Origin of the sequence: Nostoc sp. C117 (assembly GCF_043099735.1) — a bacterium.
Taxonomy (GTDB): domain Bacteria; phylum Cyanobacteriota; class Cyanobacteriia; order Cyanobacteriales; family Nostocaceae; genus Nostoc.
Map to the genome: position 1 here is coordinate 7,347,841 of NZ_CP170991.1, position 14,436 is coordinate 7,362,276.

The 14,436-nt window shown below is 39.6% G+C and carries 11 protein-coding genes; 4 read left to right on the top strand and 7 right to left on the bottom strand.

Annotated elements, in window-relative coordinates:
• Nucleotides 1–112: 112 nt before the first annotated feature.
• Together ACFG4S_RS31420 and ACFG4S_RS31425 are read right to left on the bottom strand one after the other, a co-directional pair.
• Nucleotides 113–1,246 carry a 3-oxoacyl-ACP synthase III family protein gene (locus ACFG4S_RS31420; protein WP_392532776.1) on the bottom strand — a complete coding sequence of 378 codons (1,134 nt, stop codon included), beginning with the start codon at nt 1,244–1,246 and terminating at the stop codon, nt 113–115.
• A 137-nt stretch (nt 1,247–1,383) separates the two neighbouring features.
• Entirely contained in the window at nt 1,384–3,141 is a 1,758-nt protein-coding gene (locus ACFG4S_RS31425; RefSeq protein ID WP_392532777.1) for a ScyA-related TPP-binding enzyme, read from the bottom strand.
• A gap of 458 nt (nt 3,142–3,599) precedes the next feature.
• On the opposite strand from ACFG4S_RS31425, the gene ACFG4S_RS31430 reads away from it, so the two are divergent.
• The gene (locus ACFG4S_RS31430) at nt 3,600–4,295 is read left to right on the top strand and encodes a haloacid dehalogenase type II (RefSeq protein ID WP_392532778.1); all 696 of its coding nucleotides are present in this window, start codon (nt 3,600–3,602) and stop codon (nt 4,293–4,295) included.
• 431 nt (nt 4,296–4,726) lie between these two features.
• Nucleotides 4,727–5,596, top strand: a complete 870-nt coding sequence (locus tag ACFG4S_RS31435; protein WP_392532779.1) for a DUF5895 domain-containing protein — start codon at nt 4,727–4,729, stop codon at nt 5,594–5,596.
• A 116-nt stretch (nt 5,597–5,712) separates the two neighbouring features.
• Here the strand turns inward: ACFG4S_RS31435 and ACFG4S_RS31440 are convergent, their stop codons facing one another.
• Nucleotides 5,713–6,984: a murein transglycosylase A gene (locus ACFG4S_RS31440; RefSeq protein WP_392536127.1), complete on the bottom strand. Its 1,272-nt coding sequence runs from the start codon at nt 6,982–6,984 to the stop codon at nt 5,713–5,715.
• 3 nt (nt 6,985–6,987) lie between these two features.
• Nucleotides 6,988–7,236, bottom strand: a complete 249-nt coding sequence (locus tag ACFG4S_RS31445; RefSeq protein ID WP_392532780.1) for a hypothetical protein — start codon at nt 7,234–7,236, stop codon at nt 6,988–6,990.
• 300 nt (nt 7,237–7,536) lie between these two features.
• Between ACFG4S_RS31445 and ACFG4S_RS31450 the strand changes: the two genes are divergently transcribed.
• Entirely contained in the window at nt 7,537–7,839 is a 303-nt protein-coding gene (locus ACFG4S_RS31450) for a DUF4278 domain-containing protein (protein WP_392532781.1), read from the top strand.
• Between the two features lie 521 nt (nt 7,840–8,360).
• Nucleotides 8,361–9,749 carry a protein kinase gene (locus tag ACFG4S_RS31455; RefSeq protein ID WP_392532782.1) on the top strand — a complete coding sequence of 463 codons (1,389 nt, stop codon included), beginning with the start codon at nt 8,361–8,363 and terminating at the stop codon, nt 9,747–9,749.
• A 54-nt stretch (nt 9,750–9,803) separates the two neighbouring features.
• Here the strand turns inward: ACFG4S_RS31455 and ACFG4S_RS31460 are convergent, their stop codons facing one another.
• From ACFG4S_RS31460 to ACFG4S_RS31470, 3 genes are all read right to left on the bottom strand, one after another.
• The gene (locus tag ACFG4S_RS31460; protein WP_392532783.1) at nt 9,804–10,538 is read right to left on the bottom strand and encodes an amino acid ABC transporter ATP-binding protein; all 735 of its coding nucleotides are present in this window, start codon (nt 10,536–10,538) and stop codon (nt 9,804–9,806) included.
• Entirely contained in the window at nt 10,531–12,021 is a 1,491-nt protein-coding gene (locus ACFG4S_RS31465) for an ABC transporter permease subunit (RefSeq protein WP_392532784.1), read from the bottom strand. Before ACFG4S_RS31465 ends, ACFG4S_RS31460 begins: the two co-directional genes overlap by 8 nt.
• Nucleotides 12,022–12,098: 77 nt before the next feature.
• Entirely contained in the window at nt 12,099–14,342 is a 2,244-nt protein-coding gene (locus tag ACFG4S_RS31470) for a hypothetical protein (protein ID WP_392532785.1), read from the bottom strand.
• Nucleotides 14,343–14,436 lie beyond the last annotated feature (94 nt).

The following is a 14,436-nucleotide window of genomic DNA, read 5'->3' on the forward strand; positions in this document are numbered from 1 at the left end:
AAACCAAGCTTCTAAGCTGATATGCGTCTAAATTATATAAACACTCTTTATAATCGTTGGCAGTTGACGGTTGACAGGTTTTCAGTCATCAGTCATCAGATAGATGTATAAGTTAAATGCGTAATAGCTTATCTTGGGTATCTTTTAGTACTGAGTCAGATTCCTTAGTGGGGTTAGAACCTAGTGCCACGTTGCCCCAGCGCATTACATTCGCAGCTGCGGCTCCTGAGCAACCGGAACCATAGATCAGAACTAGGTCATTTTGTCGAATTTTTCCCAACTGTGTAGCATGATACAAATTTGCTACAGTCAACACTGGCCCGAGGTTTGCATACTGTGGATATAGATTGAGTGTACGTTTTGGGTCGATGCCTAGTACGCGGGTGCAGAAGCTTGCAACCCAAGCTGTAGGTGTATTGAACAGAAAAAAGTCAATTTGGTCAAGATTTACGCCAGCAGCAGCAACAGCACCTTCGCAACATCTACGCAGAAACTCCCCAGCTGTTTCGCTAAGAGCATTCCCGCCCTTGCCCATTCGCATACGGACTTGTGGATTGTTTTGCTTATCTTTTGTGAGTTCAGCAAAGAGAACTTCACTCAATGCAGCAGTGTGAACAGTCTTTGTACCCAGAATTCCCTGATTAGCTTCTAATGCACCAACTACAAAAGCCCCAGCACCGTCGCTAGTAAACCAGGGTAATGTATCATCCTCATCGAAAAAGCGAGAATACGTACAGGAAATCACTACCAGTACATTGCGATATTCTCCTGCTTTCACCAAAGCGCTGGCAGTTTGCAGGGCAGTTGGAGTACTTCCACAGGTAGCATCAAGATTCCATGCAGCACCCTGAAGACCTAGTTGACCAGCGAGGAAAGCGGCATTACCAAATCCAATTTGTTCAGGCCAGACTGAGCAAACAATCATCAGTTCAACGTCTTCAGGAGCAAGCTTTGCCGCATTCAATGCATCCATTGCAGCGCGATACTCCAGTGTCAGAGAAGACTCACCAGGTCCAAGCACCCATCGCTCAATAGCGCCACGAAAGGGGTCTGATAGATAAGGCAACATTTCCTGGTCAAATTGGTTAGTCGCACTTGAATCAGTGAGCGCAAATAGCTTTGCAAAGCCTTTTTGTTCAGCTTGAGTCACTAGCTGTGGGTGTTTTTCTATGTAATAGTCATTTGTGCGTCTGATGCTCGGAAGACTCAAAGCGAGGGAACGAATACCGACTGGAGAATAAATCATATATAAGCTGTTACACATTTAATTTGTACATTTACCTGATGACTGATGACTGATGACTGAAAACCCGTCAACAGTTAACAGTCAACGACCATCAAAAGTGTTTATATACTTTAGACACGCATCAGCTTAATCATCTATTAATAATTTGTAGCGCCTTGTGAAATCAAACTCTGATTGCGACTTTCAGATGGTGGTATTTGTGTGGGATCGATGATTACGTCAACCACAAATGGAGTAGTTGCGGCGATCGCTTTTTCTAGAGCAGACTGAATGTCTGACTCCCTTTCAACCCGAATACCTGCTGCTCCCATACCCTCAGCAATCTTGACAAAATCTGCTTGGGGAATCGTTGCATCGGCGTCATTGAATCCTAGATAGGCCATTCCCTGTTGGCAGATGTTATAACGCCCATCATTGAGTACAATCCAAACCGCAGGAACTTGATATTTTACAGCCGTGTTTACCTCACTGTTCATCAGCATGGCACCATCTCCGACAATAGCAACAGCCTTGCCGTTCCGCGCCAAAGCAGCACCCACTACACCTGTGACAAAATGTCCCATAGACCCAAATCCGTTGCTGATGCGGTAACGATTTGGTGTGCTAAATCGCAGCAGATGAATTACCCAAGCAAACGAGTTACCCGACTCTGCCATCACCAGGGCATCGCTGCCATCAACAATTACTTGTTGAATCACATTCATTAGCACTTCTGGTCGCACTAAACTGTCCGTATGTGGCTCGATCGCATCGGGTTTAAATAGCGGTACAGAGGGAATTTTGGAAGTACCAGGGCGTTCGGGAAAGTACTTCAGCAATGCCTTGAGAAAAATTCTCACGTCTGAGTGGATAGCATAAGTGTTGGCAGATGGATATGCTGTTCCCGGTACGTCAGGGTCGATGTCAACATGCAGGAAGCTCTGGGAAGGAATCATCGTCGGATTCCAAAAGGAGGTAAATTCACCAAGACGCGTTCCCAGTACTAACAGGCGTCTTGGACGTTGCTCCTGCATATATCTCAAAACCGACTCATGCCCACCAAAACCTGTGACACCTACAAACTGAGGATGGTTTTCAGGAAAGATTCCCTTACCCCGTGGTGAGCAGATTACAGCAGCTCCTGTCCTCTGGGCAAGGTAGTAAATCTCTTTTGCCGCAGCCCGTGCCCCGAAGCCTACCCAGATGGCAAACGGCGCTTCAGACAGTAACTGGACACATTCAGCGATCGTTTCCTCAGTTACTGTTGATACACTGTGAGACAGAGTTACTCCTGGCAATGAAGTCTTGAGTAAACTTGTTTGGATATTTGTCGGAATACTTATATGGGCGATGAATCCTCCTGGTTGTCCTAGTCTGAGGGCAAGTCTTTGAGAAACCTCTGGAAGTTCATCACTGGATTCGAGAGTCGTGGCGTAATGGAATATTTGCCCCGCAGTAAAAATACCTGCGCTAGGCATGGTGTATGTGCTGGTTTCTTGAATAGCCCAACGTCCCCGCTGTGCTGCTGAGGTTGAAGCTGACACAAAAATCACCTTAGCCCCTTCCCAACGGGCAGCTAATAATCCTGTCAAAGCGTTGGCGATCCCCGGTCCTGTGGTCGCGAACACCACAACTGGGCGATCGCTCACAAAATAAGCTTCAATGGCTGCAAAAGCTGCTCCGGCTTCATGACGAAAGTGCAACACCTGAATGGAGCTTTGGTGTAACGCCGCCCACATTGGTGCGATCGCTCCTCCCGAAACACCAAACGCATACTGCACTCCCATATCTTCCAATATTTTAACTACTGCCTCTGTTACCAAAAAAGGTACTGATGGCTTGCTATGAGATTGTTGTTTAGTTGAGTTTAATTCTTTACTGGTATTTGCTTTTATATCCTGAAATTTCGCATCCATACAAACATCTTAGGAATAATTTCCTCTCTGGGATAACATTATCCCACACGCTAAGCAGGAAGGTGTAAATATTCGTCGTTTGAATAAAACAGCAAGTATGATGCAATAATTATGATACAAGAGGGTTTTAAGCTACTTTATTTTTCTTAAAATAGTTTAGTTTTATTGTACCGATTTAGCTACTTTGCTTCAGACAGATTGGTATTTTATTCTCTACTTATTTAAACTCTGCTTTGATATAACGGTAGGTTCACGCACTTTAAGGATGGTAAAGGTGGCGATCGCACATAGATTCATATCATGTCCCGCTGAATAGTTATCGTTTAGACTGACACTAGGACAGGGATACGCTACTTACGCGGAGAATTTTTTTCATAAGTGATTAAGCCGATATCATATCACCCATTTTTTGGCTTGTGAAAACTGAACAGTATTAATTAAGCTATGGAGTATAAAAAATGATTGACTTTCATCAGTATAAAGCTCTGACATTCGATTGTTATGGAACCTTAATTGATTGGGAAAACGGCATATTAGAGGCACTAAAGCCACTTCTCCTGGCACACAATAGCGATTTAAATGACGACCAAATTCTGGAACTTTTTGCTGAATTTGAAGCGGAACTCGAACAAGGAGAATACATTCAGTATCGAGAAGTTTTGAGGAGAATAATCCAGAAATTTGGTGAGCGAATTGGCTTTGAGCCAACTACTGACGAACTAAATTCACTTCCTGATTCGATTCAATATTGGCTACCTTTCCCCGATACAGTTGAGGCACTTCGAGCTTTAAAGCAAAAGTTTAAATTGGTAATCATCTCAAACGTTGATGACGATCTTTTTGCTTTCTCCGCCAAGCACTTAGAGGTGGAATTCGATCGGATAATTACAGCAGAACAGGTAAAAAGCTACAAACCCTCTTTAAACAACTTTAGATTTGCTATTGAGAGAATTAACTTACCACTAGAGCAGATATTACATGTTGCTGCCAGTGTTTACCACGATATTATTGCAGCCAAATCTTTAGGGCTATCAACAGTCTGGGTGAACCGTCGAGGAGAGAAAGAAGGAGTTAGTGCTAACATACCAATAATTAGTCAACCTGATTTAGAAGTGCCTGATTTGAGGACTTTTACTGCTTTAATTTCCAAGTAATTTGCCGATTTAAATGTCACCAGATGAGGAACAAAAAGTAGTATCCAACAAATATTCAGAAGTATGGCTTACCCTTTTGAAGGGGAAGTTAGATCTGTGAGTTTTCAATGGAGGAGAAATACCTACGGCACTCATTTTTCTTGGCATAGACTGCGACAAACCAATACGTGTCTACGATAAATTAAGCTTTTTGGTAATTTTTTTGGTAAATCCTGATTTATTAGAGGGAAACAGGGAGAAGCCAAAGTAAGAATCTGTTATTAAAAAACAAAACAGGGATTGCAACATAGATTGATTCTGTCTTACTCTGGAAAAACTACTACGCGAGTTTAAGTTCCTAAACTTTGGGAAGCGCAGCACATAACTGCTTCCCCAGGATCTTCGACCTGCGGATAACCTTGTTCCATAAAACACTTTGATAGCCTAAAACGATGAAAGCATCTGCTAATTTCGACTTTGAAGACGATAAATTCAATGCACCGCCTTCGCAAGTCATTCCCTGGTGTCAGATGATTAATCCTCGGTATGGCACAGATGGCATACAATCCCACGGTTTGGCAATTAAGCTGGATAATGCCAATGCTGTGGGCTTTGTACCCGATGATAATTGGCAGCAGGTAGAGCATGAATTTAGTTCTGGAGTCGAAACGGTTTTTATTACAACTACTCCACGCTTGGTTATTGTACGTCGGGGACCATTGTCTGTTAAAGACCGAGAAAGTGGTCTAAAACTGGGTACGCTCAAAGAGAATTATGATGCTTTTTTAGCCGACAAACTTAAATTTAAAACCTTTACTCGCTATCTAATTTTTATAGTGGGAGAAAATAAAAAATTTTTGCATGGATTGCCACTACAACTAACACTTAATGGTGCAGCTGGAGCAAGTTTTAGCAAAACTTACTCCGAATATCAACAAGGCAAAGTAGTTAGTGGATTCGTTGCTGAACTAGAAAAGGCTTATGCTATTTATCGCAAGCAACCCTTGACACCAAAAGGTCCTTTGTTCCACGCTCATGGGATTTTTTGCCCCATAATTGAATGTGAAGAAAGAGGCATTGAACCAAATACAGTTCTGGTAGCTTCAACTGTAGACTATAAACATCCCACGGTAGGGACTTTAACACAATATTTAATTGCTTCGGATTCTCCTGAGTCTGCAATTATCTGCAAAGCTTTTGAAGAATACAAAGAATTTGGCAAGGAACCCGTAAAACCAGAAACGCCTAAAATGGCAATGGCAGGAGTTTCCAATTCTTACGTTTATGCTGATGAAGATGATTTTGCTTATCCGCCGTATTAGGTGGGATTGGGGATTGGGTATCGGGTATGGAGCATTGGGTATGGGGTATTGATTATTCCACTTATCTCCTTGTCCCCAATCCCCAGTCCCTAGCCTTAGTCCCCAGTCCCCAATACCTATTCTTTGAGCAATAAATAATATAGTGAACCATTACCGCCTGTGATGCCAGCGCGATCGCCCGCTAACTTCCCAGACCCCATAAAATAATCTACTCGTCCCGGGCCTTTGATGGCGCTTCCGGTATCCTGGTCAAGCACAAAACGGTTGACAGTACGGTTCTGGAGTTTGCCAGCACCAGCGGGATAGGGAAATGAGTTGTAAATTAGCGCTAGCGCTCCCGGAGGCATGAGAGACTTATCTGTAGCAATGGAACGCTCCGCTGTCACTGGCACATGAATACTGCCTGTAGCTCCGGTACCGCCAGTTTCTTGGAAGAAAATAAATCGTTCCCAACGCGGTAAATAATTATTTAACTCTTGGGGTTTTTGCCGGAAGTAAGCAATCATCCGCGGCATTGTCAATCCTTCTAATGGCAGTTTGCCATCTTTGGCTAGTTCTTTACCGATACTCGTCCAAGGGTAATCAGTTCCCCCTGCATAACCAACAGATGTTGTTTTGCCGTTAGTTAATTTAATTTGAGCAGAACCTTGGATGTGTATCATGTATGCATCAAGGCGATCCCGGAACCAAAGCAGTTCTAAACCGTGCAACTGGCTTTTATTCCCTAATAAACCATCTTTCCCTTCCAAATCAATTCGTTTGGGATGGGGTTTCTGCCATTGGCTAAAATCAGGTGGTAGCCGATAAAGGGGATACTTATATATTGCAGTCTTGACACGGCTAGCGGTATAAACAGGTTCGTAATAAGCAGTGAATTTAACAGTACCCTTACCATCGTTGCCCACAGACTGGTAAAAAACAAACTCGCGAGCGACAGCAGCTTGTAATTGGGCTGGTGACTTAGAACTGACAACGAGTTGGCGAAAACGTAGCAAACTCCGACGGACGCGATCGAGCGTGATTTCCTTGATGGGATAATTTTGATATGCTGCGATCGCCTCACCTTTTGTTAAGTAACGCAAACTGTTGTCAATAGAAGCCAATAGCGCCGGGCGATCGCCTGTTTTACCCCTTTGACCCCAAATTTGGTCATCCCAACCCAAACAACTCTGCTGAAGCGTACAATTGCTGCCGATAGCGATCGGTTTTAGCGGTGGTGTTACTTCAGGAGCGATTGGAATTGGAATTTGTATAGGTATCGGTGAGAGATTGGGAGGAGTCGGTACTGGCGAGGGCTGTAAGTTAGGAACCTGAGCAACAGATGACCAGAGAGGATTGACAAGGGCAATTCCCAGACTGAGGGAAAGTAAAGCAAGGGTTTTTCTCATCATTTATCTTTCAACACTGGAAGTAAAAATGGGTTCTACCCGGATTGCTACGATCCGAGAAGGGCGTATTACCATATACTCCCCCTGAATATTCTTGATCGGGACGCTAATAAAATCATTAGAAGCAGATTTTGGCACAAGTTCGCCGCTATACCACTTCTGAAACTCTTGAATAGTAGGAAAACGTACTTCTTCCCGATGGCCGCTTTCCAGTAGGAGGTATACGGCGTATTCATTTGGAGTTCTAGCCATAAGATTGAATCATTTAAAAAACATTCAACCCATTGTTAACCACGTAACCCCCGAATGAAAAGGGTAAGCATACGGGAGGTAGGGCGGATGGAAAGGGGAAGAGCAGAAGATTAAAAGTTAATTTTTTGACATATTTCCAATGTCCTATGCCCCATACCCAATGACTCTTCACTCTAGACGACTAATCCTTTAACCAGTTCCTGGAAAAATATCAGTTGACTTTACTTTTGCATAACTCTTCAATTAACCTCTGATAACTCATTGACATTGTTGAACTAAAGTGATTTATAAGGAAAAAATATGAAGCTTTATTATCGTGGTCTGAGCTATGAATACGACTCAAGCAAAGTTGGCAGTAACAAAAGACAGCAGCCATTTCAACCAGTTACTCAAACTGGGACAGCTTATGATCTCATCTATCGTGGAGTTACCTATAGTATTAATCCAAATTCCCAATCACTAGAAGTTGCTCTAGCACCAGTAACCTACAAATTGAGCTTTAGGGGAATCACCTACTCTATAAATAAAACTGCACAAGAAAAAATTACTATAACTTCTCAACCAGCAACTATTTCAAAAGTTGGAAGGCTGCCAATTTCTTAGGAATTAAAGCTTCAATAATATGAAGGTAAGCAGATGTGGAGTTTAGGAAGTCAAATTAATTCATAATTGTTGCGGTATGTGTTGGCTCTGAAATATCGATGCATTGTGTATTTTTATGTCTTCCACTGAGAAAGCAACTTGGTTTGTCCGTAATGATGAATTAATAATTATTGCATATCAAGTTGTAGTAAGCTGATATGCGTCTAAATATATATAAACACTCTAGATGGTCGTTAACAGTTAACGGTTAACAGTCATCAGTCAAACGTCAACTGTCATCAGGTAAATGTAAAAGTTAAATGCGTAACAGCTTACAATCCTCAGAGTATCTTTAAATCTCAGCACTACTTACCTACTGGTCGATCGCATTAATTTTGCAAGCTTTCAAATTCTCCGCGTCCCCGTGTCAGCTTTAACCCTTCAAAATTAATCGGACAAACTACCACTTTATTTCTCCACAGACCTTGCTAAAGCTGATAGTTGTGCCAAGATTAATTTGAGGACTTAAGGCTTGTGAGACAATGTTAGGACAATTATTAGACGGACGTTACCAAGTCCTTCAAGTTTTAGGTGGAGGAGGGTTCGGTCAAACCTACATTGCCCAAGATACCCACCGGCCAGGTTTTCCAAAATGCGTTGTCAAACACCTTAAGCCTGTCACTCGCAGCCCGGAATTTCTCGAAACTGCCAGACGGCTATTTACTAGTGAGGCAGAAACACTAGAACAACTGGGAAACCATGACCAAATCCCCCGCCTTTTAGCATATTTTGAAGACAATCAAGAGTTCTTTTTGGTACAAGAGTTCATTGAAGGGCATACTCTAAAAGCGGAAATTTTTCCCAATCAGCGTTGGACAGAAGACCAAGTGATTCAACTTCTTGAACAAATCTTGGGTATTCTGGAATTTATTCACAGCCACAACGTTATCCATCGAGATATCAAGCCAGACAATATAATTAGGCGACAACAAGACGGTAAGTTAGTGCTGATTGACTTTGGTGCGGTCAAACAAATCCAAACTCAACTACTTTCAATTACAGGGCAAACCAGGGCTACTATTATCATTGGTACCCCAGGATATATGTCTACAGAACAGGGACAAGGTAAACCCCGTCCCAATAGTGATATTTATTCGTTAGGTATTATTGGTATCCAAGCGCTGACGGGTTTACATCCAATAAACTTTGAAGAAGACGAAGATACAGGAGAAATTTTTTGGCAGCATCAGGCTAATGTCAGTTCTGAGTTGGCATCTATCCTATCTAAGATGGTGCTACACCATTTTAAACAGCGATATCAATCTGCATCTGAAGTTCTACGGGTGCTTAAGCATCTCGATACTAGCGTAGAAGTCCAATCACCTCAACCACCATCTTTTACACAACCGTCTCAAGCTTCACTTTCTCAACAAAATTCAATTGGCTATCCGTCTACTTCTATCCTGTCTGGGGAAAATTACAATCGGTTAGAAAAAATTCTTTTGGAATTTGTTGGTCCTGTTGCCCCAAGATTGCTACAAAAAGTTGCGGCGTCAGCGCCCAATTTTGAAGAATTAATTAGTCAATTGGTGCTTCATCTTCGAGACAATCAACAAATTGATTTTAAGAAGAAAACAATATTTCTACTAGAGAAACCTACTCTACTCCAGGATTTTACTGTTAAATCAGATAAATCTGAAATTAAATTAAATGATTTGTTAAATCAACAAGATGAATTAATCAGCGAAAAATTTGTGGAAGAGTGCGAAAGAGAGTTGGCTGATTTAATTGGTCCAATAGCTAAGTTTTTAGTCCAAAAAGCTGTTAAATCTTCTGGAAAAATTTCTCGTGCAGAACTGGTGAAAGTTTTAGCCTCCAAAATTCCTGAATCTAAAAAAGCTTTACAATTTGAACAACGTCTACTTTCTTGAATCTGGCACTAGTATTGCCATGAATTCAAAATTAAAATAATTACCTGCGATCTGTTAGAGCATTTTTTCTAAGAACTGCTTGGCGCGATCGCACTTTGGATTCTGGAAAAACTCACTCGGAACGCTATCTTCTGCTAAAATCCCCTGGTCTAGGAACATAATTCGATTAGCGACTTCCCTAGCGAAACCCATCTCATGGGTAACGATCGCCATTGTCATTCCAGATATAGCTAAAGCTTTCATCACCTCTAGCACATCTTTGACCATTTCTGGATCTAAAGCAGAGGTGGGTTCATCAAACAATATCATCTCTGGTTCGATTGCTAATGCACGGGCGATCGCTACCCGCTGTTTTTGTCCCCCAGATAGTTTGGATGGGTAGACATCAGCTTTTGGCTCTAAACCTACCTTCGCCAGCAATTCTAAACCATGTTGTTCTGCTTTTTGCTTGTCTATTCGTTTCACCTTGATGGGCGCGTAGGTGACATTTTGCAGCACTGTCATGTGAGGAAACAAATTAAAATGTTGAAATACCATTACCAAATGCTGCCGAACTTTAGCAATGTTTGCTTTCGGTTTGGTGATTTCTTGGTCATGAAAGTAGATTCTTCCTCTAGTGGGTTGTTCTAGTAAGTTCATGCATCGCAAAAAGGTAGACTTACCAGAACCAGAAGGCCCTAAAATAGCAACTACTTCCCCTTGATAAAACTCAGTGGAAATATCTTTGAGTACGTCGAGTTGACCAAAGGATTTACACAAGAATTCCGTGCGAATTACTGCATTACTCACTTTGCCGTAATCTCCTTTCTAAAGTGGATGCACCAAAGGTCAGACCCATAACCAAAACATAATAAATTAACCCTGCAAATAGCAATGGTTCAAAATAAATATATTTATTTGCACCGACTATTTGAGCGCTGCGTAATATTTCTACCACACCAATTGTTGACACCAGCGCCGAATCTTTCAGCAGTCCAATGGTTTCATTGACTAATGCTGGCAGAATGTTCTTCAATGCTTGGGGCAAAATCACATCCCACATCATCAACGGATAGGAAACACCCATAGACATCGCCGCTTCACTTTGCCCTTTATCCACCGCCTGAATTCCACCTCTGATGGTTTCCGACATGTAAGCGCCAGAATTCAGGGTAAAAGTTAATACCCCTGCCTGCAATGCCGAAATGTCATAGCCTGTAAGCTGGGGTGTCGCGTAGTAAACTAATGCCAATTGTAACAGTAAGGGTGTACCTCGAAAGATTGAGGTGTAAGCGTTAGCAACCCAAGTAAGCGGCTTGATACCGATAATTTTTGATAGAGAGAGTATTGTTCCCCAGATTAAGCCCAATGATACAGATAGTAGGGTAAACAACAAAGTTAAAGGGATTCCCCGAAGAATAAAGGGAATATCTGGAATGATTCTGGTGAAGTCGAGATTTAACCCAGCTTTAGCAGGAATTGAGGATTTCGTATCGGTGATAATATTCTGGGAAAACCACTTATTGGCTAGTTTTTCTAATGTGCCATTGTCCTTCATCTGTTGCAGGACTTTGTTAAACGGTTCGACAAAGGAAGAATTTTTGGGAAAGGCGATCGCCGATCCACTTGCTTCTTCTGAAGGAATAATATTAAACTCTAAGTCTGGGTTAGCTTGGGCGAATCCCTTAGTCACGGTATCCTCAACAATTGCCGCATCAATTCGCCGAGATTTGATTTCTTGAACTACTTCTGGAACTTTATTGAGTTGCTTTAGCTGAATACCTGCAACTTTTTCAGCAATTTTTTTAGCATTTTGCTCCTGTATAGTTCCTAGTTGTACCCCAACTTTTTTACCAGATAACTCTTGCAGTTGCTTGAGATTGCTACCCTTGGCAGCAACAATCGTATCTTTAGCTTCATAATAAATAATTGAAAAATCAACATTTTTCTGACGTTCTGGAGTTGGAGTCATCCCCGCCATCACAAAGTCGGCTCGATTCGCTTGGAGTGCAGGAATTAAGCCATTAAAATCAGATTCCATAATCTTAAGTTTAAACCCTAGTTTTTCAGCCAGGGTTTTGGCAATATCTATATCAAAGCCAACGATTTGACTTTCACCTGTTTTAGTATCATAAAACTCATAAGGCGGATAATCTGGTGAAGTTATCATCGTTAGCGTGTCTTTCCTTAAAGATGAAGCAGCTTTGAGAGAATCGCTATGTCCTGTGATGATATTAATTAGTACTATTGTTGCAACCAGTATTGTTAATAACCATAGTTTTGTTTTCTTCATCGATTTGATAATTATGCTGGTGTACTCGAGGTACGATATGGGTAATTTTACACGTATTTCGTCATACCCCAGGTTTCTTAGCTTAAATATATTTTAATATCTTCAATTCTATGGTTTTTATCTTTTTGACATCTATATAACTCCTCATAAAATTTGATGTCTACTTCTCGCCAACTTATCCAACCAATATTTGAATATTTATTATCTGTAAAACTGTAAGCTACCAATCTTGGAGTGTTGTTGAGTGAAATTATACAAAAATCGTCTTGAGGACTAACTATGTTATCAATATTGTCTTGATAAACCATAATTTTCAGTGCAGATTGATTGCTCAAGGCTAATTTATTTTCATCATCAAGCGAATTGTAGAAATCCTGGAATTCACCTTGTTGATATTCTATTAAATATCTTTCATACACTTGAGTTTTAAAGAAGTCTTTTAATTTATTAGTTTTCACTAAGTTTCTGAGAAAATGCAGAGTACAAATTGCATTAACCGTAACCTGACCCTGCTTGTATAAATCGGTTAGAGTTTCAACTTCCGAGAAAACAATCTTTCCTTGTTTCAGATATGAGCTACTATTTATTATATTTTTTAGGCTATCTATTTCTGTAATAAATGAAGGTATATTTTGCCGTCTAGTATAATTAGCATCTAAAACGGCTACTACTTCTTTATCGTCGCTTATAAGTAAATGTTCGCGTAATTGTTCTTTAATAATCATTAAGTATTTTTCATATTCTTTTTCCCAATATATAGATTTTATATCTAGCAACTCTTCAATATTTGCGCTATTATTAGTATTCCATTTTGCTACAAAAAAACCTATTTTTTGAGTATTTCCTAATTGAGATTCTAATACGACTTTCCAAATTTCAATACATCTATATTGAGGCTTATTTTGATTCATATTAAGATTATATTCATTAATAAATTCATACCTCGAAGTTGCTTCTTTCTGTTGGGTATAACTTTGATTACTATTAACCCCAAGTTGTAAGTTCTGTATACTAAAAGACCATTTAGCTTCCATTGAATGTTCGCTTTTATTTATTTCTTTAGTTTCTCCTTGAACACTAAATTTTATTTCTCCTTCATCTCTGCTAGCATAATGTTTGCTTTCTCGTTGTAACTTGATTTTTAATAAATCATTGCCATTAGATTTAAATATTCTTAATATAATATCTTTAACTTTGAATTCATATATTAAAGATAGACATAAAGCCATGATAAAGCTGATGACAAATAAATATATCCAAGTATTATCAACTTCTTTTAAATTAAGTCCATATTTTACATTTTCTTCTAATAAATCTAGGAAATTTACTTTCTTTGAGATTTGACTACTTTTATCAAAAAACAAATCTATGCATAAAATATATTCTTCATTTTTATCAGGAATTTTAAACTTGTACCATAATGTTCTAATCGCGTTAGGCTTGGTTTCATCGTTTATATCTATATAGACACCAGTAAGTCCTAAATCATTACCTGAGTATGATTCATCTGGTACTTTAAAATCAGAAGTATACGAGCCATCAGTAGCTGCTCTAAACCAAGGTCTTTCTCTAAAGTCTATGTTTGGTTTATAAGCCTCATTAGTAAATGGATAAGACATCATAAAGCCTGTGCTTTTATTAGTAATATAAATATTATTAATTCTTAAATCTGGTATTATATCCAAATATCGATCATCACCTGTTAAATGTTTGATAACAGCTTTGGTAAAGCTATGTAAATTTTGTATTTCATTTTGATTTGCTATTATTTTATTATTCAAATTATTTTTAATTTTGCTTGTCATTAAATAAGTAAAGTTTTGAAAAACTTTATCATCAGCACTGCGCTTTTTTGCTTGTTCTCTATCAGTATTTTTGCTATTCTTATCTTGTTTTGAATTTAAGTCATTTATACCTACATAATCATAGTAAGCTTCAACACTTTCTCCTGTTTTTTCTATCTTCCATGTAACAGAACCTTGCTTTGGTGAGTTCTGTCCAGAAATCATTTTTTCTTTTATATCAGCAGGAAGTTTTTGGCGTTCAGGTTTTTGAAAATACGATCTATAATCGCCTTTTAATTTTTTTTGTGCTTCATCTATAAAAGAATATAAATTATGTAGATTTTGATTTTCTCGATCGCGATTTGTATCATCTTGTGTATCCAGATTCTCATACCATAAAGTTAGTTGCTTGTATTCTTCTATTTCTCTATTATTTTTGACAATAGATCCAAAACTTATGATAATCATGACTGACACTATATAAAATGAGAAAAACGGGATTGCAATTCTAAATAATTTATTTTTTAAATTCAGCATAATTTATGGCTCTAAATCCAATTACTAAAGTTAAGTAAGAGTCGCTGCTTTGCGGGGTTCCCCCATTGAAGCAAGTGGCGTTTGAGGTACGAAA

What these genes read in the sequence shown, in the direction of transcription:
- ACFG4S_RS31420 (WP_392532776.1), bottom strand. Translation starts at nt 1,246, where the DNA reads ATGATTTATTCTCCAGTCGGTATTCGTTCCCTCGCTTTGAGTCTTCCG.
- ACFG4S_RS31425 (WP_392532777.1), bottom strand. Translation starts at nt 3,141, where the DNA reads ATGGATGCGAAATTTCAGGATATAAAAGCAAATACCAGTAAAGAATTA.
- ACFG4S_RS31430 (WP_392532778.1), top strand. Translation starts at nt 3,600, where the DNA reads ATGATTGACTTTCATCAGTATAAAGCTCTGACATTCGATTGTTATGGA.
- ACFG4S_RS31435 (WP_392532779.1), top strand. Translation starts at nt 4,727, where the DNA reads ATGAAAGCATCTGCTAATTTCGACTTTGAAGACGATAAATTCAATGCA.
- ACFG4S_RS31440 (WP_392536127.1), bottom strand. Translation starts at nt 6,984, where the DNA reads ATGAGAAAAACCCTTGCTTTACTTTCCCTCAGTCTGGGAATTGCCCTT.
- ACFG4S_RS31445 (WP_392532780.1), bottom strand. Translation starts at nt 7,236, where the DNA reads ATGGCTAGAACTCCAAATGAATACGCCGTATACCTCCTACTGGAAAGC.
- ACFG4S_RS31450 (WP_392532781.1), top strand. Translation starts at nt 7,537, where the DNA reads ATGAAGCTTTATTATCGTGGTCTGAGCTATGAATACGACTCAAGCAAA.
- ACFG4S_RS31455 (WP_392532782.1), top strand. Translation starts at nt 8,361, where the DNA reads ATGTTAGGACAATTATTAGACGGACGTTACCAAGTCCTTCAAGTTTTA.
- ACFG4S_RS31465 (WP_392532784.1), bottom strand. Translation starts at nt 12,021, where the DNA reads ATGAAGAAAACAAAACTATGGTTATTAACAATACTGGTTGCAACAATA.
- ACFG4S_RS31470 (WP_392532785.1), bottom strand. Translation starts at nt 14,342, where the DNA reads ATGCTGAATTTAAAAAATAAATTATTTAGAATTGCAATCCCGTTTTTC.